Source organism: Arthrobacter sp. B2I5 (genome assembly GCF_030816735.1).
GTDB lineage: Bacteria > Actinomycetota > Actinomycetes > Actinomycetales > Micrococcaceae > Arthrobacter.
Genome location: NZ_JAUSYF010000001.1, coordinates 4,166,500 through 4,188,974, shown reverse-complemented (window position 1 = coordinate 4,188,974; position 22,475 = coordinate 4,166,500). Strand labels below are relative to the sequence as shown.

Here is a 22,475-nt window from a genome sequence, read left to right as displayed (position 1 = left end):
ATCCGGCAAATGGATAGGGACCGGGCGTCAGTTCTCCTGCCCAGCTGCCCCGGTTGCCGGGAAACGCTCCCAGGCGCGGTGGGCGGCGAGCAGTCCGGAGACGGCGGAGGCCACGGAAGCTGCGGAGTCTCCTGCAGCTATCCCAGCCGCGTCCTGCGGGATGCCTGCCGCGTCCAGGACAGCTGAACCCGAACCCCAGAAGCCAATGGCCTTTGCGTGGCGGTACGCCTCAGACAACATCAGGGCGACGCGCGGATCGGCCCCTTCATCCGGTTCCCCGGCTTTGGCGTCCCGCCCCGCAGTGGCATCGGGTTCGGGCTGCCGTCCGCCGGCGACGAGCAGCGCGTCGAACTCGGTGGACCGTGCCGTGAGGAACGTGCGCTGAACTGTGAGCGAGAGCCCGTCTGCGGAAAGCGTGCCGCCCGCCGGTGCGACGACCAACGGGACCATGCCCTCGTCGTCGAGCGCTTTGCGCGCGGCCGCCACCTGGGCCAGGTCGCTGGAAGAGTCGGCGATGATGCCCACCACGCGGCCAGCAACCGGCCAGGTCTGGCCGATCTGGGAGAGCGCCGGGCTGGGATCGTGATCCGCCACCTGCTCTGAGGCCTCCGGAGCAGGCATGCCCAGGCCGGCAGCGACGGCGGCGCAAAGCCGTGCGTCAATGTTGGCCAGGGCCTGGAGCTGGCGTTCCCGGACGGGCGTCTCGAAGCATTTGCCGAGCTCGAACGTGTACGCCTGGATCACGTGGTCCTGTTCCACCGCGCTAAGGCTCCGGAAGAACAACCGGGCCTGGCTGTAGTGGTCATCAAAGGAGGCCGGATTGCGCCGTTCCTTCACGCTTTCGGCGACTGCCTGGGGCACGTCCACAAAAGCCCCCCAGTCTTCTCCGGCCAGGAACGGGCACCCGCCGTCCAGGGAATTGGGCCGGTACGGGGCAACCCCTGCATGGACCGCCGTCTGATGCATGCCGTCGCGGAGCATGTCGTTGACCGGTGCCTGCGGCCGGTTGATGGGGATCTGGGCGAAGTTCGGCCCGCCCAGGCGGGAGATCTGCGTGTCCAGGTAGGAAAACAGGCGGACCTGCAGCAGCGGATCGTTGGTGACATCGATTCCCGGTACCAGGTGCCCCGGGTGGAAGGCCACCTGCTCGGTCTCGGCAAAGAAATTGGTTGGGTTGGCGTTGAGGGTCATGAGCCCGATCGGCTGCACCGGCGCCAGTTCCTCAGGGACGAACTTGGTGGGGTCCAGGAGGTCGATGCCTTCGAACATCTGGTCTTCTGTGTCCGGGAACGTCTGGATGCCCAGCTCCCATTCAGGGTAGGCGCCGGCCTCGATGGCGTCGGCAAGGTCGCGCCGGTGGAAGTCCGGGTCCATGCCGTTGATGATTTGGGCTTCTTCCCAGACCAGGGAGTGCACACCCTGTTTGGGCTTCCAGTGGAACTTCACCAGAGTGGTGTCGCCGGTGGCGTTGGTGAGCCGGAACGTGTGGACGCCGAAGCCTTCCATGGTCCGGTAGGACCGGGGGATGCCGCGGTCGGACATGTTCCACATGGTGTGGGCCTGCGCCTCGGTGTGCAGCGACACGAAGTCCCAGAAGGTGTCGTGGGCGCTTTGGGCTTGGGGAATTTCCCGGTCCGGATGGGGCTTGGCGGCGTGGACAATGTCCGGGAACTTGATTCCGTCCTGGATGAAGAACACGGGAATGTTGTTACCCACCAGGTCGTAGGTGCCCTCATCGGTGTAGAACTTGGTGGAGAACCCGCGGGTGTCCCTGACGGCGTCCGCGGATCCCCGGGAACCGAGCACGGTTGAGAACCGCACGAACACCGGAGTCTCAACGTCCGGGGCAAGGAAGCCGGCACGCGTGACCTTCGACGCGCTGCCGTAGGAACGGAAGACACCATGCGCTCCGGCGCCCCGGGCATGGACAACGCGCTCCGGGATCCGCTCGTGGTCAAAGTGGGTGATCTTTTCGCGCAGGTGGTGGTCCTGCAGCAGGATGGGGCCGCGCGCGCCCGCCTTCAGGGAATGGTCCGTGTCGTGCAGCCGAAGCCCCTGGGCCGTGGTCAGGTACTGGCCAGACTGGGCGCGTGCGCCGGCAGGCGCCCCGGTGGGGCTTCCCGTGGGGGATACCGCCTCAGGGCTGCGCTGGTCCGGCTTCGGGGGCAACGGCTCGCGCGGGGTGGTGGGCTCTTCACGTGCCGGAGGTTCACTGGACGGAACCCCGGGAATCACAACGTCGTCTTCGGCTGGCATATCTGGTCTCCCCGCAGTAGATTTTCCCAGCCCCGCCGAGCGGAAGCTAAGCTTGCTTACTACCCTACATGCCGCCCGGAGCGGTGCCGCAAGAGCGGGAGAGCCCGACGGCGGGGCTTGCCTGCCTGCCCCTCCATCTGTTGCGATGGGGGAACGGCCGCCTGCAGCGGCACACCCGACGTGAGGATGGTTATGCCCGGCAGCGCTGGACAGGATGAACGGCGGCAGGATGACACGCGGCAGGATGACATGCGGCAGGGCGGGCTGGGGCAGGACGAACTCAGCCTCGTCGACAAATGGTGGCGGGCCGCCAATTATCTTTCGGTAGGGCAGATCTACCTGCGGTCCAACCCGCTGCTGCGCGAACCGCTGCAGGCTGAGGACACCAAGTCCCGCCTGCTGGGCCACTGGGGCACCACCCCCGGACTCAACTTCGTCTACGCCCACCTGAACCGCGTGATCCGCCGCGACTCCCTGGAGATGCTCTTTGTTGCCGGTCCCGGCCATGGCGGTCCCGCCGTCGTCGCCAATGCCTGGCTGGAGGGAACGTACTCCGAAATCTACGGCCATGTGGGCAATGACGAGACCGGCCTGGCCGAACTGTTCCGGCAGTTCTCCTACCCGGGCGGGATCCCCAGCCATGCGGCCCCGGAAAGCCCCGGCTCCATCAGCGAAGGCGGCGAGCTGGGCTACTCCCTGGCCCACGCCTACGGCTCGGTGTTCGACAATCCGCAGCTGGTCACAGCGGTGGTGATCGGCGACGGTGAGGCCGAAACCGGGCCGCTGGCCGCCAGCTGGCACTCCCACAACTTCCTGGACCCCGCGGTGGACGGCGCCGTCCTGCCCATCCTGCACCTGAACGGCTACAAGATCGCCAACCCCACCGTCCTGGCCCGGATGCCGCAGGACCAGCTCGAGCAGCTGCTGCGCGGGTACGGCCACGAGCCATACTTCGTCACGGTGACGGACCCGGACAACACGGAGCAGGCGCACCGTGACTTCGCCGCGGTCCTGGACCAGTGCCTGGCGGACATCAGGGCCATCCAGGACGCCCACCGGCAGGATGCATCCGGTGGAGAGTCCGGCGAGGACGCCGCGCACCGCTGGCCCCTGATTGTCCTGCGCTCGCCCAAGGGCTGGACGGGGCCGCGCACCGTGGACGGTTTGCAGGTGGAAGGCACCTGGCGCGCCCACCAAGTGCCGTTGTCGGAGGTGCGCACCAACGGCGAGCACCTGAAGCAGCTGGAGGAGTGGCTGCAGTCCTACCGGCCGGAGGAGTTGTTCGACGGCGATGGCCGGCTCCGTCCCGATGTTGCGCAAGGAGCGCCCACCGGAGATTTCCGCATGAGCGCCACCCCGCATGCCAACGGGGGACTGCTGAGACGCGCGCTGAAACTGCCCGCCTACCAGGACCACGCCGTGGAGGTCCCCAACGCCGGCATCGACCGGGTCAGCCCCATGATCACGCTCGGCTCCTGGATGCGGGACGTGATCGCGCAGAACATGGAGAACTTCCGGCTGTTCGGGCCGGATGAGACGGCGTCCAACCGGCTGCAGAACGTCTACGAGGTCACCGACAAGGTGTGGCAGTACCGGATTGACGACGTCGATGAGCACCTGGCGCGCTCCGGCCGCGTCCTGGAGGTGCTCAGCGAGCACCTGTGCCAGGGCTGGCTCGAGGGGTACCTCCTCACCGGCCGGCACGGGGTCTTCAACTGTTATGAGGCCTTTGTCCACATTGTCGACTCCATGTTCAACCAGCACGCCAAATGGCTGAAGGTCTCCCGCAAACTGCACTGGCGCCAGCCGGTGCCCTCGCTGAACTACCTGCTGTCATCGCACGTGTGGCAGCAGGACCACAACGGGTTCTCGCACCAGGACCCCGGCTTCATCGACCATGCGGTGAACAAGAAGGCCGAAGTCATCAGGGTGTACCTGCCGCCGGACGCCAACACCCTGCTGTCCGTCATGGAACACTGCCTGGCCTCCACGGACTACGTGAACATCGTGGTCAGCGGCAAGCAGCCCTCGCCCACCTGGCTTGGCCCCGCCGACGCCGCCAACCACTGCCGCCGCGGCCTGGGGATCTGGACGTTCGCCGGCTCCGAGGTGCCCGGCGAGGAGCCCGACGTCGTGCTGGCCTGCGCCGGCGACGTGCCCACGGTGGAGACCGTGGCGGCCGCCGAACTGCTGCGCGAGGGCGCGCCCGGCCTCAAAGTCCGGGTGGTCAACGTGGTGGACCTGATGCGGCTGCAGGACGAAAGCGAGCACCCGCACGGCCTCCCTGCCCATGACTTTGACGGCATCTTCACCGCGGACAAGCCCGTTATCTTTGCGTACCACGGCTATCCGGCACTGATCCACCGGTTGGCGTACCGGCGCACCAACCAGCAGGGCCTGCACGTGCACGGATACAAGGAAGAGGGGACCACCACCACGCCGTTCGACATGGCCATGCTCAACGGTATTGACCGCTTCACCCTGGCAATCGACGCGATCGACCGTGTGCCCGGGCTTGCCGAAAAGCACTCGCTGCTGCGCCAGGAACTGCAGGACCGCCGCAACCGCGCCCGCGAGCACACGCGCACCCACGGCGAGGACCCGGAGGAGATCCGGAACTGGAAGCTGGGGAACCCTGCCGCTTAGCCCGGGAGCCCGTCCAGCGTGCAGGACGGGAGGTGGATCCAGCCTTCGCTGCGTGCCGCCTTGGCGTGGGACCCGTCCGGCCAAAGCGTACGACGGCGGGCGGCGGCCCGGGCGGTGAGGGAGGCTATGACGGCGTCGAACAGGTCGTCCGAACCGGCGAGGCTGTCCCGGTGTCCGGCCAGGTCCAGCCATGGCGCCTGCTCTTCGAGGGCTGCCAGCAGGAGGCCGAGGCGTTCGGCTTCGGGGACGCTCCTTCCCTTGTAGCCGCGTCCGTTGAGGCCCCAGATCTTCAGCGACGCGGCCGGGTACACCTCGGCCAGGCGCCCGGATCCATCCCGCGGCTGCGGACCATGCAGCGCTGCAATCTTTGCCTGGATCACCGCGCAGCGCATGGCCGGGTGTGCCAGCCGGTCCGCGGAGACGCTCAACGGGATCAGCCCTGTCTGGCGCGTGACGAACCGGTCGGTGTCGCGGTAGGCAAGGAGCCTGCGGCCGGCGATCCCGTCGTACTCCAGGACGGGTCCGGTGTCGAAGTCCAGGTGGCCGGTGAGGAAAGGGATCAGCGCGTCGGGCCAGCCCACAGGACAGTCCACGCCGGTCATGTCGCAGGCGCCGAAGAGCTCCACGATCTCCTGGTCAGTCACGTCGAGTGCCAGGTGGTCCAGCTGTGCGGAACCTTGGCCCCATTCGATGACGGCCACGGCAGTCTTCTTGGTGGCCGCCGCCAGGTCCACGCCAAGTGTTTTCACGGCGTGTCAGACCCGCCTGTAACGCAGTGCGCCGTCAACAGCTCCCGCTTCGCCGAGATCATCGCCGCGGGCGAAGCCGGCCCACAGGGCCCGCACTGACCGGCCCGTCATGTCCACGTCCTCCCAGCGGGCACCGTCGATCAGGCCCACGCCGTCCCAGGTCTTCCTGGTGCCGAGCAGCAGCGGCAGGTCGACGGTGTGCGCTGCGCCAAAGATGTTGCCGGGGGCGTGCCAAGTCAGGAGGTAGCGGTGGGCCTTTCCGCCCGCCTTGACGTGGCGCCGGGCGAACCGGCGGGTGGCCCGGCCGTAGACGGTTTCGGTGACTACCCAGTCGATGGCGCGCACGGCGTGCGGCCCCACCACAGGGACCCCCCCGCCAAGCGCATCAGGCGCGGACTGCGGGGGAGGAACAGCCGGGCCTCCTCCGAGGTGTGGCCGATCAGCACCTCGATGGCGGGAGCCGTCCGGTCCCACGCCGCTTCGATATCGGATTCCGCCGGAAGGGGGTGGTGCCCGTACTGGGTGCCAAAGGGCATGGCGGCCAGCATGCCGAACTTTTTGGCCACCTGGGTGACCTGCTCCTCGAGCGCCACCACATCCATGGCCGGTGTCTGTTCGGTGACGGATTCGGCCGCAATGCCCATGGCGTGGTTCATTTTGGCGCGCCCCCGGGTGATGCCGAGCGGTGCGCTCTGGATGATGGCACGCTGGAAAAGGGTGGGCGCCTCAGGAGTGGCCATCAGGTGGGCAATGGCATCTCCGCCGGCGGACTGGCCAAACGCGGTGACCCGGCCGGGGTCCCCGCCAAAGGCCGCGATGTTCCGCTGCACCCACCGGAACGCCTCAAGCTGGTCCAAAAGCCCCAGGTTGCCGGGGCGCCCGCCCGGTGTTGCCAGGAACCCGAACAGCCCCAGCCGGTAGGTCACGGAGACCACGATGACGCGGTTCTCGGCCACCAGCCGGACGGGGTCGAAGATGGCCAGGTCGCCGGATCCGGTGGTGTAGGAGCCGCCGTGGATCCAGACCATGACGGGCAGTTTTTCGTCCGGTGCCAGGTCGCCCGGCATGGTGATGGACAGGTTCTGGCAGTCCTCGCTGCCCGGAAGTTCCCCGTACCGGGTGCCCAGGACGTCGTCGAGGAAGGGGACAGGCGCCTGCGGGCAGGCAGGGGAGGGCAAGGTGGCGGACAGTTCGGAGGTCCAGTCCGGGGCCGGTGCGGGTGGCTGGAACCGTCCAGCAGTGGCATAGGGGATGCCGGTGGCGCGGATAACGTCGCCGTCCCGCCAGCCCGCGACGGGCCCGCAGGGAGGATTAAACGAAGGCTCGGAAGTCACAGGCCAACGATTCCACAGATTCACGGCGGCCGGACAACAGAAATCCCCGCCTCCCGGACCTTTCCCCGGCGAATAACGCGGGGTTTGGTCCAGCAGGCGGGGACTAGTGTCCGGTTAGGGGGACGGTGGGTGGGCCCACGCCGTCAGGGTTCCCTGACCGAGCGGAGCGAGGTTAGGGGGACGGTGGGGACTAGTGGCCGGTGGGCACGTAACGCTTGATGGAGGCTTCCAGTTCGGCCTCGGCGGCGGCGCGGTCGCCCCAGCCCTCAGCCTTGACCCACTTGCCCGGCTCCAGGTCCTTGTAGCGGGTGAAGAAGTGCTCGATTTCCTTGATCAGGAATTCGTTGACGTCGCTGACTTCCTGGATGTGGTCAAAGCGGGCATCCACCGGAACGCAGAGGATCTTGGCGTCTCCGCCGCCGTCGTCGGTCATGTTGAAGACGCCGATGGGGCGGGACTCCACGATGACGCCGGGGTGCAGGTCGAAGTCCTGCAGGAGCACCAGTGCGTCCAGCGGGTCGCCGTCCTCGCCGAGGGTGTGTTTCGAAGTACCCGTAGTGCGTGGGGTACTGCATGGAGGTGAAGAGGACGCGGTCCAGGCGGACGCGGCCGGTCTCGTGGTCAACTTCGTACTTGACGCGCGATCCCTTGGGGATCTCGATGGTCACGTCGTGCTTCATGGAATGCTCCTCGGCAATTGCAGGGGGTGCGCGGCACACTTGACGGGCCCACAAAAAAGAGTGGCGGTGCCGCCGACTACTATTGAGGATATAGCGAGAGGCCCTGGAATCAGGAACTTGTGGGGATATTTCAGGACTTGAGGACCAGCACCAGCATGACCAAAACAACCGGCCGGGAACCGTTGCGCGCGCATCGCTCGGGGCCCCGCGGCGGCCTCGGCCAGGTCGCGGGGGAAGGGCCGCGCAGGCCCTGGCCGCTGGTCCTGGCGGCATTGCTCCTGCTCGTCCTGGCCGTCCCGGGAGCCCTGCTGGTGGCCCCGGGCTTCATCGGCCCCGACGCCCCTCAACCTAAACCGGCGCCCCCTGCCTGGCAGCAGGCCCCCGCCACCCTCTCCGCCCCGCAGGTTCTTGCCCCGCTTCAGGCGTCCGCCCCGGTGCCGCTCCAGGCAGCAGTGACGGCCCAGGTGGAGCCTGCGTTAAAGGTCGACGGCGGCGGTACTTTCACCGGTACGGTGCAGGACGCGCTCACGGGCCAGGTCCTCTTCGACCGGGGCGGGGCAGAAAGCCGGGTGCCGGCGTCGAACCTTAAGCTGCTGACGGCGGTGGCCGCCCTGCGCACCCTGGGGCCGGACCATCGTTTCACCACCAAAGTTGTCCCCGGCACCGCCGCCGGGCAGGTGGTGCTGGTGGGCGGCGGCGACGTCCTCCTGGCGGCGGGGGAGTCGCAGCCGGAACAGGTTATGGGCCACGCCGGCCTGGCCACCCTGGCCGCCCTCACGGCGCAGGCCCTGCAGGCAGCGGGCATCACGGGAGATATCAAGGTCCTGGTGGATGACTCCCTCTTCACAGGGCCGGCGCTGAATCCCAACTGGCAGAGCGGCGACGTGGAAGCCGGTGAGATAGCCCCGCTGTACCCCCTGGCCCTCAACTCTGCCCGCCTTAATCCGGCCGTCACCACCGGTCCCCGGCCCCAGGATGCAGCCATGGCCGCCGCGGCGGAGTTCGAAGCCCGGCTCCGTGCGGCAGGTGCCGGGGCGGGGCTCACGGTGGCGGCCGGCGTCGAACGTTCACCAGGGGCTTCCCAACCCAACACCGCAGCCCTGGCGGCCGTTGAATCGGCCACCGTGGCAGAGCAGGTAAACCTGATGCTGCAGGTTTCGGACAACTACCTGGCCGAAACCATGGGGCGGATGGCCGCTGTGGCCACCGGCCGGCCAGGGAGCAATGAGGGTGCCACGGCTGTGGTCTCCGCCGAGCTTGCCGCCGCCGGCATACCCACCGACGCGCTGAAGCTGGCGGATGTGTGCGGGCTGGCCATGGGCAACCAGGTTTCGGCCCGCCAGTTCACGGAGGTGGTGCGCGCCATCGCCATCGGCGCCGATACCAGGCTTCGGGCCGCGCTGGACGGCTTTCCGGTGGGCGGACTCTCCGGAACCCTGGACGCCCGCTACGGGGATGCCGCCACCTCCGGTGGCGCCGGCCTGGTCCGCGCCAAGACCGGGACACTGAACACGGTGCTGGCACTGAGCGGGTACGTTGTGGACGCCGACGGACGGCTCCTGGTCTTCTCCTTCATCGGCAATGGCCTCACGCCCGGCGCTGCCGGCAACAAGGAAGCCCTGGACCGTGCCGCCACGGCGCTGGCAGGCTGCGGCTGCCGCTAGCCCTAATTCCTCCGGCGGCGGGTACTCCTGCTGTTGGTGCTACCGGGGCTGGACGCCCAGCAGCGCAGCCATGACGACGGCGGCAAGCACGGACGCCCAGCCCTTGCGCGGGCCTGCGGTCAGGGGAGGAATGGGACGGTAGGGGATCATGACGGCCTCCTTCTTGGGGGGGATTCTTCCTGTCCTTCGACAATGCCGCTCCGGACTGGGACGCTGCTTTCGCCCTCCTGTGCGGCGGCTGTGGAAGTTCGCCGGTCAGCGAACTTAAGGACGATCCCCAGCCTGCTGTGTTCTGATGGGAACCATGGAGTCCACTGCGCGCGAGTCCGCATCGACGTTGTCCCCAACAGCCCAGTCCCTGATCAACTGGGACCTTGCTGCTTCTGCCGCCGCGCGGCTGGCTCCCGCCGGGCCCGTGCTCGATGAAAAGGCCATTGGCGAGGCGGTGGACAGCCTTCGCCGTCTGGCGGATGCCTCTGTTCCGCACGTCCACGAGATCACCGGGCTGGAGGCGGCGCGGGATCTCCGCGATTCCTCGGTGCTGGTGGTGGACCGGGCGTCCTGGGCCAAAGCCAACACCCAGAGCTTCGCGGTGATGCTCAAGCCTGCCATGCAGAAGATGCTGGACAGCCGCCGCGGAACCCTCAGCCCCGCCGCCGCCCAGGTCAGCGGCGCCCTCACCGGCAGCCAGTTGGGTGCCGTGCTTGCCTTTCTGTCCAGCAAGGTCCTGGGCCAGTACGATCCCTTCGCGGCGCTGGCAGAAAACTCGTCGGCCCCCGCTGGCGGCAGGCTCCTGCTGGTGGCCCCCAATATCGTCTCGGTGGAGCGTGAACTCAACGTCACGCCGGAGGATTTCCGACTCTGGGTCTGCCTGCACGAGCAAACCCACCGGGTCCAGTTCGCGGCGGCACCCTGGCTGCGGCACCACATGCTGGAACAGATCGATGAACTCAGCGGCCACCTCCTGGGCAACGTCGATACCCTGATGGAGCGCGCCACCGCGGCTGCCCGCTCCTTAAAGGACCGCTCCGCCACCGGCAATACGCCCGGCCGCGGCGCCATCCTGGACCTGCTGCAGGACCCTGAGGAAAAGGCTGCCATCTCCCACCTCACCGCCGTGATGAGCCTCCTCGAAGGGCACGCAAACGTGGTGATGGACGCCGTGGACGCCAGCATTGTCCCCTCCGTGAAGACCATCCGGCAGCGGTTCAACGACCGCGGCAAGGACCGTGGGGTCATCGAGAAATTCATCCGCAGCCTCCTGGGACTCGACGCCAAGATGCGCCAGTACTCCGACGGCGCCCGCTTCGTCCGCGCCGTGGTGGAGGCGGCCGGGATGGAGGGCTTCAACAGGGTGTGGGAGTCGGTGGACCACCTGCCCACCGAGCCTGAGATCCACGACGCCAAGCTGTGGCTTGAGCGGATGGGGCTCTGATTGACGGACGCCCCCTTGTCCGGAACACCGTTGCCCGGGACACGCGTGCCCGGGACACCCGTGCCTGGCAGCCCGTCCGCCGGCGCCGTGGGGACACGCGGCGGACGACGCCGGCCCGGAAGGCTCGCGCCCGTCGTCGGGACCGCGCGCAAAATGCTGCAAAACGCGCTGGCTGACGCCGGATACCCCCGCCACGTCCTGGTGGCGTGCAGCGGGGGGCCTGACTCGCTCGCACTCGCCGCCGTCGCCGCGTACTTTGCCCGGCGCGGCCACGTGGACGGGCATCGGCTGACCGTGGGTGCCGTGGTGGTGGACCACCGGCTGCAGGAGGGGTCCGCGGACGTTGCCGCACGCACTGCCGGGACACTGGAGGAGTTGGGCCTGTCACCCGTGGAAATCCGCACGGTGACGGTGGCCGGTGCCGGCATGGGCCCCGAGGCCGCGGCACGCGAAGCCCGGCATGCGGCGCTCGAAGCGGCCGCTGAGGCCCAGGGCGCGGACGCCATCCTGCTGGGTCACACCCTCGACGACCAGGCGGAGCAGGTACTGCTGGGCCTTGCCCGGGGCTCCGGCTCCCGTTCCCTCGCCGGCATGCGGCCCGCCAGGGCCGGTGCCGGGAACAGCGTCCTCTTGCGCCCGTTCCTCGGCCTGCGGAGGGCGGACACCGAGGAGATCTGCGCGGTGGAGGAACTGGATCCCTGGCACGATCCCACCAACACCGATCCCGCGTTCGCACGCTCCCGGACCCGTGTCGAAGTCCTCCCGCACCTCGAGGAAAACCTCGGTCCCGGCGTCGCCGAGTCCCTCGCCCGGACCGCCGCCATCCTGCAGCTGGACGCCGACTACCTGGAGGCTGTGGCGGAAAGCACCTTCGCATCCCTCGTGGAGCGGGACGGCGGCACGCTGGCGCTGCCGGAGGAGGCGTTGCGTGCCCTGGCCCCGGCCATCAGGTTCCGGGTGATCGCCAAGGCAGCGGCCGACGTCGGCGGGCAGCAGCCCAGCTACCAGCGCCTTTTGGCGGCGGAAGCGCTGCTGCGGCGGCAGGGTTCGGCCGGTCCCGTGGAGCTTCCCGGCGGCGTCAGCGTGTACCGGCTGTCCCTGGCGCAGCTGGAGCGATCGAAGGCTGCGGGTGTGCCTGGGGCCAAGGGCGGCCCCGGTTCTGTTCCCCGCGAACCGGCACGCTGTGGGAAGCTAGTATTCCGGCCTCAAAAACCGCCCGCAAAATAGTCGCACCCCGCATCTAAACAGGAGCCATTGGTGGATTCAAACGACGTCCAGGCAGATCTCAAGCACGTTCTCTACACCAAGGAGCAGATCCAGCAGCGGATCAGCGAGCTCGCTGCGCAGATCGACAAGGACTACGAAGGGCGCGAGATCCTCCTTGTGGGCGTGCTGAAGGGCGCCGTGATGGTCATGGCCGACCTTGCCCGCGCACTCCACAGCCACATCTCCATGGACTGGATGGCCGTCTCCTCCTACGGTTCGGGAACCCAGTCCTCGGGTGTGGTGCGCATCCTGAAGGACCTGGACACCGACCTGATGGGCAAGGACGTCCTGATCGTCGAGGACATCATCGACTCCGGCCTTACCCTGTCCTGGCTCAAGACCAACCTGGAATCCCGCGGTACCGCCTCGGTGGAGATCTGCACAGCGTTCCGGAAGCCCACCGCCGCCAAGGTGGAAATCGACGTCAAGTACGTCGGCTACGACATCCCCAATGAATTCGTGGTGGGCTACGGCCTGGACTACGCCGAAAAGTACCGCAACCTTGATTTCGTGGGAACCCTGGCCCCGCACGTCTACGAGTAGGCCGCGCGGCAGGCTTCGCCGCCGCCGTGCCCCGGCAAAACCCCGCCACGCAGGCAGCTTCTGCACTGTCCCGGCGCAGCTACGCCCACAGGGAACTTTTGCTTTTCGCTATGCGTGATGTACTCCGGACGGTGTATAGCTAGAAGCTGACGCAGCACCATCACGCGCGCAGACTACTCGCCGTGAAGCACTACCGGAAGGGACGGGGCCAGCCCCCGAACAGATGAAAGCTAAGAACTTCTTCAAAGGCCCGGGCATCTGGATCGTCGTTGTGGTCGGTCTGCTCCTCGTGGCTTTTGCAACGCTCGCCCCCGGCGGTGCGGCCCGGATCGATACCGACAAGGGCCTGGAACTGCTCTCCGGCAACAAGGTGGAGCAGGCCAAGATCTTCGACGGCGAGAACCGCGTTGACCTCACGCTGAAGGACAACCTCCAGCTGGAGGGGCAGGACAAGGGCAAGAGCGTCCAGTTCTTCTTCGTGGATGCCCGCGCGCAGGACGTGGTGAAGGCTGTCACCGATGCCAAGCCGGCCCAGGGCTTCACTGACCAGCCGATTGAAAGCAACTGGTTCTCCGGCCTGCTCTCCCTCCTGATCCCGGTCATCTTGCTGGGCGCCCTCTTCTGGTTCCTGATGACCCGCATGCAGGGCGGCGGCTCCAAGATCATGCAGTTCGGCAAGTCCAAGGCCAAGATGGTCAGCAAGGACATGCCGCAGGTGACCTTCGCGGACGTGGCCGGCTCCGACGAGGCCGTGGAGGAACTGCAGGAGATCAAGGAATTCCTGCAGGAACCGGCCAAGTTCCAGGCTGTTGGCGCCAAGATCCCCAAGGGCGTGCTGCTCTACGGCCCTCCAGGTACCGGTAAAACCCTGCTGGCCCGCGCGGTGGCCGGTGAGGCAGGCGTCCCCTTCTTCTCCATCTCCGGCTCGGACTTCGTGGAAATGTTCGTCGGCGTCGGCGCTTCCCGCGTCCGCGACCTTTTCGAACAGGCGAAGGCCAACTCGCCCGCCATCATCTTCGTCGACGAGATCGACGCCGTCGGCCGCCACCGCGGTGCAGGCATCGGCGGCGGCAACGACGAACGCGAGCAGACCCTCAACCAGCTGCTGGTTGAAATGGACGGCTTCGACGTGAAAACCAACGTCATCCTCATCGCCGCCACCAACCGGCCCGACGTCCTGGACCCCGCACTGCTGCGTCCCGGCCGCTTCGACCGCCAGATCGGCGTGGATGCACCGGACCTCATCGGCCGCGACCAAATCCTGCAGGTGCACGCCAAGGGCAAGCCGATGGCGCCGGGTGTGGACCTGAAGGCCGTGGCCAAGAAGACCCCCGGCTACACGGGTGCCGATCTCGCCAACGTCCTCAACGAGGCTGCGCTGCTCACCGCCCGCTCCAACGCCAACCTGATCGACGACCGCGCCCTGGACGAAGCCATTGACCGCGTCATGGCCGGCCCGCAGAAGCGCAGCCGGGTCATGAAGGAACACGAGCGCAAGATCACCGCGTACCACGAAGGCGGCCACGCCCTGGTGGCGGCGGCCCTCCGCAACTCCGCTCCGGTCACCAAGATCACCATCCTCCCGCGCGGCCGGGCCCTGGGCTACACCATGGTGGTTCCGGAAAACGACAAGTACTCCGTAACCCGCAATGAGCTCCTGGACCAGATGGCCTATGCCATGGGCGGCCGCGTGGCCGAAGAGATCGTGTTCCACGATCCGTCCACCGGCGCCTCCAACGACATCGAGAAGGCAACCGGCACGGCCCGCAAGATGGTCACCGAATACGGCATGAGCGAACGCGTCGGCGCGGTCCGCCTGGGCCAGGGCGGCGGGGAACCCTTCCTGGGCCGCGACGCAGGCCACGAGCGCAACTACTCGGACCAGATCGCCTACGTCGTGGACGAGGAAGTGCGCCGCCTGATTGAGCAGGCCCACGATGAGGCCTACGAGATCCTCACCGAAAACCGGGACGTCCTGGACCTCCTGGCCTTGGAGTTGCTGGAGCGCGAAACGCTGAACCAGGCCGAGATCGCCGACATCTTCAGGGATGTCCGCAAGCGTGACTTCCGCGAGGTGTGGCTGTCCAAGGAGACCCGCCCGGTCCAGATGGCAGGCCCGGTGGAGAGCCGCCAGGAGCGCGCCGAGCGCGAGGCGCAGGAGGAAGCCAAGAAGGCCCGGATGGATGAGCCGCTGGACGCCCAGCCCCCTCATTCGCAGGGCGTTCCGGAAGACGCTCCGTTTCACGGCGGCACCCCCGACTCGGGGCCTGACACCCTTCGCGGCTAAGCTTTCCCTGTGACTTCTTTCGACGACGACGACGTTCCCGCCTACGCCGCACATCTGGCGGAGGACGGTTCCCACCATTCGAAACACGAAAAGGTGGACCGGCCGAGGATCGAGGCGGCCGTCCGTGAGATCCTCCTTGCCATCGGCGAGGACCCGGACCGCGGCGGCCTCCTCGACACCCCGAAAAGGGTGGCCAAGGCGTACGCCGAAATGTTCGCGGGACTGCACCGCGACCCCGCGGAGGTGCTGTCCACCACCTTTGACCTGGACCATGAAGAACTGGTCCTGGTCAAGGACATCCCGTTCTACTCCACGTGCGAGCACCACCTGGTGCCGTTCCACGGGGTGGCCCATGTTGGCTACATTCCCTCGCACGACGGCAAGGTCACCGGGCTGAGCAAGCTGGCCCGCCTGGTGGACATCTACGCGCGCCGCCCACAGGTGCAGGAGCGGCTCACCACTGAAATCGTCGAAGCGATGGTCCGCCACCTCAAACCCCGTGGCGCCATCGTGGTCGTTGAATGCGAACACATGTGCATGTCGATGCGCGGTATCCGCAAGCCCGGAGCGAAGACCGTCACCAGTGCGGTCCGCGGGCAGCTTCATGACCCGGCCACCCGTGCCGAAGCCATGAGCCTCATCCTCGGAAGGTAACAACAGACCATGGATTCACTCGCTGCAGCCCCTGGAACGGGGCCCGCAACCTCCCCGCTGCCCATCCTGCGCAAGCCGCGCCCGGCAGCGCGCTTCGCCGACCTGCCCACTGACCGCACCCTGGTCATGGGAATCCTGAACGTCACCCCGGACTCCTTCAGCGACGGCGGAAAGCACGCCACCGCGGACACTGCCATCGCTGCCGGCCTGCGGATGTTCTACGCGGGCGCCGACATCATCGACGTCGGGGGCGAATCCACCCGGCCGGGAGCTGAGGATGTCACGCCGGACGAGGAACAGCGCCGGGTCCTGCCTGTGATCGAGGCCCTGGTGAAGGCAGGCGCACTCGTCAGCATCGACACCACCCACGCCTCGACGGCTGCAGCCGCGGTGAAGGCCGGGGCAGCAATCATCAACGACATCTCCGGCCTGAGTATCGAGCCCGAAATGGCCGAGTTCGTGGCGGCCTCCAAAATGCCGTACGTGCTCACCCACCGCCGCGGGGACGCCCGAACCATGAACTCGCTCGCGGAATACGCGGACGTAGCCGGTGAAGTGGTGGCGGAGCTGGCAGGAGTGCGGGACAAACTGTACGCCGCCGGGGTCAGCCAGGAACAGATCATCATCGACCCGGGCCTGGGGTTCGCCAAGAACGACGCCCAGAACTGGGAGCTGCTGCAGAACCTGGACCAGCTGGACAGCCTGGGCCACAAGGTCCTGGTGGGCGCCTCCCGCAAACGTTTCCTCGGCACCCTGCTCACCGTTGCCGGCAAGGCCGCCGCCCCCGAGGAACGCGATGCTGCCACGGCGGCCATCACCGCCATCAGCGCCTACCGCGGGGCCTGGGCGGTCCGCGTGCACGAGGTCGGGTCCAGCCTTGACGCCGTCAAGGTGGCTGCGCGCATGGCCGCAGTGTCCACAGCACAAGCCGTACCGCAAAAACAATAGGGCCGGGGGACCCATGGACAGGATTACGCTGACCGGAGTGACGGCCGTGGGCCATCACGGCGTCTTCGATTTCGAACGCCGGGAGGGTCAGCCTTTCGTCGTGGATGCGGTGCTCCACCTGGACTTCACCGAGGCGGCGCAGTCCGACGACGTCCGGGACACCGCCCACTACGGTGAGGTGGCACAGCGTATTACCGAGTGGATTTCCGGCGAGCCCCTCAACCTCATTGAGGCACTCGCGGTGCGGATCGCCGACAGCCTCCTGTCCGAATTCAAGCTCCAGGCCGTGGACATCACCGTGCACAAACCACAGGCCCCCATCGAGGTCCCTTTCGGAGATGTGGCGGTCACTGTCCACAGGGAACAGGTCCCCGCAGGCTCCGTCATCTCCGGGGCACAGACGTGACCGGGACCTACACCAAGGCCGTGCTTGCCCTGGGCAGCAACCTCGGTGAACGGAACGAAACGCTGACGGAGGCCGTGGCCGACCTGGTGGATCCGCCGGAGGTCCGGCTCCTTGCCGTCTCGCCCATCGTCCAGACCAAAGCCGTGGGCGGACCGCCCGGCCAGCCGGACTTCCTGAACATGGTCATCACGGTGGAAACCAGCCTGACCCCGCAGGAACTGCTTGAACACTGCCAGGCCGTGGAAAACAAGCACCACCGCGTCCGCGAAGTCCACTGGGGGCCGCGGACGCTCGACGTCGACATCATCACCTACGGCGACGTCCGCAGCGACGATCCCACTCTGACTATTCCGCACCCGCGCGCCGCCTCGCGCGCTTTCGTTCTCTACCCCTGGTCGCTCATCGAACCCGCCGCCACGCTGGACGGCGAACGGATCAGCACCCTGGCAACTCGGGCTGCGGATTTCGGGGACCTTGCCCCGTTTGACGGGTTCGGCGACTTCGACGGCATGCCCACGGCGGGAGCGGTGGAGGAGCGATGAAGCCGATCAACCCGCTGCGCCTGCTGCTGATCTGTGTCATCCTTGCGGTGGCGGGGTGGGCGGCCACGGTTGTCACCAGCCGGTACAGCATGGCCACTCCGGTCCTGCCTGCTACGGCGCTTGCCACCATGGGCGTCATCGTCATCATCACGCTGATCCTGGGCATCCGGGTGCTGAGGTGGCGCAACAGCGTCAAACCCAACAGCACGGCCAGGAAAACCGTGCTGGACCCACTTCTGGCGGCGCGGACGCTGGTCCTGGCCCAGGCATGCGCCTACGCCGGAACGGTTCTGCTGGGCTGGCACGTGGGCATCTTCCTGGACCAGTTGCGGATCTGGAGCCTGCGCAGCGACCAGGGCATCACCTGGCTGGCCCTGGCCATGGCCGGCGGTGGCCTGGTGATGATCGTGGTGGGGCTGCTGGTGGAGCGGTTCTGCAAAATTCCCCCGGAGGACGGGGACACCACCAGTGCGGACGGGAAGAAGGGCCGCCCAGCCCGCGGGGAAGCCGCCGGGGAAGGCGAATATGCATACCGAGGCGATTGACCCGCCGGGTATCGCCTGGCAGCGGGTGTCGCCGAAATACATCACGGTCCGGCTGGTGGAATGGGCTGTGGCCAACCTTGTCACCGTATTGGTCCTGTCCGCTCCGCTCCTGCTTGTCCTCCTGGGCTGGTGGCGGTGGCCGCCGCTGTGGCTTGCCATCACCGTTCCAGCCGCCACGCTGCTGGCTGCCTTGTGGCGGCTGGTGCTTATCCCGCGGCAGGTCCGGGCCATCGGCTATGCCGAGCGCCACGACGACCTGCTGATCAGGGGCGGCATTTTCTTCCAGCGCACCATGGCCGTTCCCTACGGGCGGATGCAGTACGTGGACATTGCCGTTGGGCCCGTGGAACGCGCACTGGGTCTCTGCACCGTGAAGCTCCACACCGCGTCACCCGGCACGAACGCACGCATTCCCGGCCTGCCGGCGGCGGAAGGCGCGCGGCTCCGCGAACAGCTGGCCGCCCGCGGTGAAGCCAGGCTGGCAGGACTGTGACCACTGACGGCCAGCTGCCGGGTCCGCCCGGGGTGCCGCCTGAGCTTCCGCCTGCTCCTCCAGCTGCGCCTCCACCTGCCAAGGGCAGCCCGGAAACCAACAGAACGTCCGACGGCGAGTGGCTGCGGGTGCATCCTGCCTCACCTTTCGTCCGCGGCTGGGTTGCCCTGGCCGCCATCACCTTCTTCTTTGGCCGGGACCTCTTCGAGCGGACGCTGCAGGGCCAGCCCGTGTTCGAGGACGGGTTTGCCAGGCGCGCACCTTGGCTGCTTGGCGGCGGGGCGGTGGTGCTGGCCGTGGCGGTGCTGGGGTTCGTCCTCACCTGGTACTTCACCAAGTACCAGGTGTCCGGCGGCTATGTCAGGGTCAATAGCGGGCTCATCTTCCGCCAGCACCGGCAGGCGCGGCTGGACCGGGTGCAGGCCATTGACATCGTGCAGCCCCTGCTGGCCCGGATCTTCGGGCTGGCGGAACTCAAATTCGAGGTAGCCGACGCCGGGGAATCAGCGGTGCGCCTGGCCTACCTGAAGATCGAGGATGCCCGGCAGCTGCGTGCCACCATCCTGGCGCAGGCGTCCGGGGCATCCGCCGTTGTGGTTACGGGTGCCGGCGTTGATGCCGCAGCAGCCACCAGCTCCGGTGGCCCGGCAGGACCGGAGCGCCTTGCCCGGCCCGCACCGGAGGCGCCGGAGATCACTGTCCTGGCCGTGCCGCCGTCGCGCCTTCTCGGATCGCTGATCCTGAGCGAGCAAAGCGTCTTTATTGTGGTGGGCGGCATCGCCTCGGTGGTTTTGTCGACGCTGACGGACAACCGCGCCTTCTACTTCTACCTGGTGCCCGCGGCCCTGGGCCTGGCTGCCGGCTACTGGAACTTCTTCAATAAGGGGTTCAACTTCACAGCGGCGGTTTCGCCCGACGGCATCCGGCTGCGGTACGGGCTCCTGGATACCCAGGCGCAGACGCTTCCGCCCGGGCGGATCCAGGCGGTGAAGGTTGCCCAGCCTCCGCTGTGGCGGCCCTTCGGCTGGTACCGGATGCAGGTGAATGCGGCCGGCTACGGGGTTTCCGGCAACGCCGCCGAGGGCAACACCAGGACCACCCTCCTGCCGGTGGGAAAGCTGTCCGACGTCATGGCCATGCTTTCGCTGGTCCTGCCGGACCCGGGGACCAGCCAGCCCGAGCTGGTGTTTAGCGCCGGCCTTAACGGCAGGGATTCCGACGGCGGATTCGTCACCACGCCGCGACGGGCCCGCCTGCTGGCACCCCTCGCGTGGCGCCGCAACGGGTTCACCGCAACTGACACGGCCCTGCTGATCCGCTCCGGGCGCTGGTGGCGGGAACTGGTGCTGGTTCCCCACCAGCGGACCCAGTCACTGGCATTGCAGCAGGGACCCCTGGCGCGCAGGTTCCGTGTGGCGGACCTGGTCCTCCATACGACGGCAGGGCCGGTGGCCCCCCGGCTGGCCCAGGCCGGGCTGGACGAAGCCCGGCAGCTCTTCGACGACCAGTCGGCACGTGCCCGGCTGGCGCGGAAGCGGCAAACCACCGAACAATGGTTGCGGCAGGTTGTTCCGGCGGTTGCGTCTACGCCGATGGCTCCCCTGCAACTGCCCGGCGCCGCGGTAGCTGACGTACCGGTGCATGAGGCGCCGGCCCCTCGGGACGCACCCGGCGACACTCGAAACCATTATCAACAGGAAGGCCAGCAGCATGGCTAAGCCCGGACGCCTCGGCGTCGGAATCATCGGTGCCGGCAAGGTGGGAGCCGTGCTGGGCGCTGCTTTGCGCGCTGCCGAGCACGCCGTTGTCGGGGTGTCAGCCGTGTCCGACGCAAGCCGCGAACGGGCTGAAACGCTGCTGCCCGGCGTGCCCGTCCTGGAAGTGCAGGACATTGTCGAGCGGTCGGAACTGGTGTTGCTGGCCGTGCCGGATGACGCCCTGCCTGGCCTGGTGGACGGGCTGGCGAAGCTGGGGGCATGGCAGCCCGGCCAGCTCGTGGCGCACACCTCAGGGCGGTTCGGGGTGGGCGTGCTGCATCCCGTGCGCGCTGCCGGGGCCGTTCCCCTGGCGCTGCACCCGGCCATGACGTTCACCGGCATGAGCCTGGACCTCACCCGGCTGCTGGACTGCACCTTCGGTGTGACGGCGGATGCCGCCATGCTGCCCATCGCCCAGGCACTGGTGGTGGAGATGGGGGCGGAACCCGTTGCCATCGCCGAGGCCGACAGGACGCTTTACCACGCAGCCCTGGCACACGGCTCCAACCACCTGGTGACCCTGGTGGCGCAGGCGTCGCAGCTCCTGCGGGAGGTTGGGGTGGAGGCGCCCGAACGAATGCTTGGTCCGCTGCTGCGCGCCACCCTGGAAAACGCGCTGGCCTCGGGGGAATCGGCACTGACCGGCCCGGTGGCCCGCGGGGACGTGGGGACGGTCGGTGCCCATGCCGAGGCTTTGCGGGAGTTCGACGGCGGCAGGCATGGCGATGTGCTCGAGGCCTACCTTGCGATGGCCCGGGCCACTGCCGTGCGGGCAGAAGGGCGTGGACTGCTGAAACCTGACCAGCTGAAGGGGCTGCACGAGGCCCTCGATCCGAAGGAGGACTGAATGTCCATTCAACTCGTCAAAACCGTTCACGAACTGCACGCGGAAAGCGCCAGGCTCCTTGGCGCCAGGCGCGGTACGTCGCAGGGCCTGGTGCCCACCATGGGGGCACTCCACGAAGGCCATGCCGCACTGGCGCGCACCGCCGTCGAGCACAACGACGTTGTGGTGGCCAGCATCTTCGTCAACCCCCTGCAGTTCGGCGACGCCGTGGACCTGGACCGCTACCCCAGGACGCTGGACGCTGATCTTGCGCTGCTGGAGGAGCAGGGCGTCGACCTGGCATTCGCGCCGTCAGTGGAGGAGGTGTACCCCGGCGGGGAGCCCCTGGTGCGGGTTACGTCCGGCCGGCTCGGCGAAAAGTGGGAAGGTGCATCCCGGCCCGGACACTTCGACGGCGCCCTGACCGTTGTGGCAAAACTGCTCCATTACGGCATGCCGGCCGCAGGTCTGCCTGCCGGTTCCGCCGATGACGCTTTCCAGGCCGGCGGCCTGCCCGCGTACCGGGCCTACTTCGGGCAGAAGGACGCGCAGCAGTTGGCCCTGGTCCGGCGGATGGTTGGCGATCTGAACTTTCCGGTCGAGATCGTCGGCGTGCCCACGGTCAGGGCAGAGGACGGGCTGGCGTTGTCCAGCCGGAACCGCTTCCTGTCCGACGCCGAGCGGGACGCCGCGCTGGTCCTCTCCCGGGCGCTGCGGCTGCTGGAGGAGCGGGCGAATGCCCACGAGCCACTGGACCTGGATTCCGCGCTGGCGCTCGTGGAGTCCCAGCCCCTGGTTGAACTGGACTACTTCGAAGTGGTGGATCCCGAAACCCTCGAGCCGCTGGCTGAAAACTGCCGGGAAACTCCTTTCCGCGGCGAGGCCCTGGCGCTCATCGCCGCCAAGGTTGGCCCGGTGCGGCTGATCGACAACGTGCCGCTCAGTTCCTGACTTTCGCTACTCCCAGGTTTCCTGATTCTTCCCGGCTGCCCGGGGGAGGGTCTACGGATAAGGACGGAAGTTACAGGTCCAGCCCGTCCTCGCTGGCCATCAGCTGTTCCAGGAGTGCCTTTTCGGGGCGGCCGGGGTTGCGTGCCACGCATTGACGGAGCCGTGCCCTGGACAGTTCTTCGGCCGGGTCCGTGCTGGAAAGCTGTTCGTCGATAATCTCCTGGGCCTGCCACCGGAGCGATTCAATGGCGAACTGGCGGATCTCCTCAGGAGTGTCACTGGGAATCCACGGCTCGGGAACCGGGGGCACGCTTTGGACCAACCGCTCTACTGTCATAGTGGCCTCCTTGCATGAAGCCGCAGTGGCCGGGGAATCACTGCGCCGTTCAAATGCACTATTTCCGCCACCGAGGGAGACCTGCAGGCGGCGAAACGTGCCCGGCAGATGGCACGCTGGCTCATCGAGCACCACAGGGCGTAGCGCTCAGCCCAG

18 protein-coding genes and 2 pseudogenes are annotated in these 22,475 nt (G+C 67.6%); 15 read left to right on the top strand and 5 right to left on the bottom strand.

The genetic code is table 11. From position 1 onward, the window contains the following. Window positions 1-27 precede the first annotated feature (27 nt). Window positions 28-2,256: a catalase gene (locus QFZ60_RS19430; protein ID WP_307092597.1), complete on the bottom strand. Its 2,229-nt coding sequence runs from the start codon at window positions 2,254-2,256 to the stop codon at window positions 28-30. 192 nt (window positions 2,257-2,448) lie between these two features. Between QFZ60_RS19430 and QFZ60_RS19425 the strand changes: the two genes are divergently transcribed. Next, window positions 2,449-4,902 (top strand): phosphoketolase, encoded by a 2,454-nt coding sequence (locus tag QFZ60_RS19425; RefSeq protein WP_373427699.1) that lies wholly within the window; start codon window positions 2,449-2,451, stop codon window positions 4,900-4,902. Here QFZ60_RS19425 and QFZ60_RS19420 read toward each other — a convergent pair. The 3 genes and pseudogenes from QFZ60_RS19420 to QFZ60_RS19410 form a co-directional block, all read right to left on the bottom strand. Then, complete coding sequence (locus tag QFZ60_RS19420; protein WP_307092595.1) at window positions 4,899-5,651, bottom strand: DUF429 domain-containing protein; 753 nt, start codon at window positions 5,649-5,651, stop codon at window positions 4,899-4,901. The two genes, QFZ60_RS19425 and QFZ60_RS19420, sit on opposite strands and share 4 nt — an antisense overlap. A 6-nt stretch (window positions 5,652-5,657) precedes the next feature. Beyond that, a pseudogene (locus QFZ60_RS19415) lies at window positions 5,658-6,985 on the bottom strand (carboxylesterase family protein). Window positions 6,986-7,175: 190 nt separating this feature from the next. Next, window positions 7,176-7,665 (bottom strand): annotated as a pseudogene (locus tag QFZ60_RS19410) (inorganic diphosphatase). Between the two features lie 155 nt (window positions 7,666-7,820). On the opposite strand from QFZ60_RS19410, the gene dacB reads away from it, so the two are divergent. The 14 genes from dacB to QFZ60_RS19340 all read left to right on the top strand — a co-directional run bounded on the left by dacB (window position 7,821) and on the right by QFZ60_RS19340 (window position 21,982). Then, entirely contained in the window at window positions 7,821-9,329 is a 1,509-nt protein-coding gene (gene dacB, locus QFZ60_RS19405; RefSeq protein ID WP_307092594.1) for a D-alanyl-D-alanine carboxypeptidase/D-alanyl-D-alanine-endopeptidase, read from the top strand. 304 nt (window positions 9,330-9,633) lie between these two features. After that, complete coding sequence (locus QFZ60_RS19400; RefSeq protein ID WP_307092592.1) at window positions 9,634-10,764, top strand: zinc-dependent metalloprotease; 1,131 nt, start codon at window positions 9,634-9,636, stop codon at window positions 10,762-10,764. A 153-nt stretch (window positions 10,765-10,917) separates the two neighbouring features. Beyond that, window positions 10,918-11,991 (top strand): tRNA lysidine(34) synthetase TilS, encoded by a 1,074-nt coding sequence (gene tilS / locus QFZ60_RS19395; RefSeq protein ID WP_307093396.1) that lies wholly within the window; start codon window positions 10,918-10,920, stop codon window positions 11,989-11,991. A gap of 30 nt (window positions 11,992-12,021) precedes the next feature. Then, window positions 12,022-12,573: a hypoxanthine phosphoribosyltransferase gene (hpt, locus tag QFZ60_RS19390; RefSeq protein ID WP_056330651.1), complete on the top strand. Its 552-nt coding sequence runs from the start codon at window positions 12,022-12,024 to the stop codon at window positions 12,571-12,573. A gap of 223 nt (window positions 12,574-12,796) precedes the next feature. Further along, window positions 12,797-14,860 carry an ATP-dependent zinc metalloprotease FtsH gene (gene ftsH / locus QFZ60_RS19385; protein ID WP_056330654.1) on the top strand — a complete coding sequence of 688 codons (2,064 nt, stop codon included), beginning with the start codon at window positions 12,797-12,799 and terminating at the stop codon, window positions 14,858-14,860. A 9-nt stretch (window positions 14,861-14,869) separates the two neighbouring features. Beyond that, window positions 14,870-15,514, top strand: a complete 645-nt coding sequence (gene folE / locus QFZ60_RS19380) for a GTP cyclohydrolase I FolE (protein WP_307092589.1) — start codon at window positions 14,870-14,872, stop codon at window positions 15,512-15,514. 9 nt (window positions 15,515-15,523) lie between these two features. Next, window positions 15,524-16,462, top strand: coding sequence for a dihydropteroate synthase (gene folP, locus QFZ60_RS19375; RefSeq protein ID WP_307092588.1), 939 nt, complete (start codon window positions 15,524-15,526; stop codon window positions 16,460-16,462). A gap of 13 nt (window positions 16,463-16,475) precedes the next feature. Further along, window positions 16,476-16,868, top strand: coding sequence for a dihydroneopterin aldolase (gene folB / locus QFZ60_RS19370; RefSeq protein WP_307092586.1), 393 nt, complete (start codon window positions 16,476-16,478; stop codon window positions 16,866-16,868). Continuing rightward, window positions 16,865-17,410 (top strand): 2-amino-4-hydroxy-6-hydroxymethyldihydropteridine diphosphokinase, encoded by a 546-nt coding sequence (gene folK, locus QFZ60_RS19365; RefSeq protein WP_142119091.1) that lies wholly within the window; start codon window positions 16,865-16,867, stop codon window positions 17,408-17,410. Before folB ends, folK begins: the two co-directional genes overlap by 4 nt. Then, entirely contained in the window at window positions 17,407-17,955 is a 549-nt protein-coding gene (locus QFZ60_RS19360) for a DUF3180 domain-containing protein (protein ID WP_307092585.1), read from the top strand. Before folK ends, QFZ60_RS19360 begins: the two co-directional genes overlap by 4 nt. Then, the gene (locus QFZ60_RS19355; RefSeq protein ID WP_142119095.1) at window positions 17,936-18,448 is read left to right on the top strand and encodes a PH domain-containing protein; all 513 of its coding nucleotides are present in this window, start codon (window positions 17,936-17,938) and stop codon (window positions 18,446-18,448) included. The genes QFZ60_RS19360 and QFZ60_RS19355 overlap by 20 nt, the downstream gene beginning before the upstream one ends. Continuing rightward, entirely contained in the window at window positions 18,445-20,166 is a 1,722-nt protein-coding gene (locus QFZ60_RS19350; RefSeq protein ID WP_373427698.1) for a PH domain-containing protein, read from the top strand. The genes QFZ60_RS19355 and QFZ60_RS19350 overlap by 4 nt, the downstream gene beginning before the upstream one ends. Beyond that, the gene (locus QFZ60_RS19345; protein ID WP_307092583.1) at window positions 20,159-21,052 is read left to right on the top strand and encodes a Rossmann-like and DUF2520 domain-containing protein; all 894 of its coding nucleotides are present in this window, start codon (window positions 20,159-20,161) and stop codon (window positions 21,050-21,052) included. Before QFZ60_RS19350 ends, QFZ60_RS19345 begins: the two co-directional genes overlap by 8 nt. Continuing rightward, window positions 21,053-21,982: a pantoate--beta-alanine ligase gene (locus QFZ60_RS19340; protein ID WP_307092582.1), complete on the top strand. Its 930-nt coding sequence runs from the start codon at window positions 21,053-21,055 to the stop codon at window positions 21,980-21,982. It begins immediately after the preceding gene. A gap of 70 nt (window positions 21,983-22,052) precedes the next feature. Here the strand turns inward: QFZ60_RS19340 and QFZ60_RS19335 are convergent, their stop codons facing one another. Beyond that, window positions 22,053-22,319: a hypothetical protein gene (locus tag QFZ60_RS19335; protein WP_307092581.1), complete on the bottom strand. Its 267-nt coding sequence runs from the start codon at window positions 22,317-22,319 to the stop codon at window positions 22,053-22,055. Window positions 22,320-22,475: the final 156 nt, after the last annotated feature.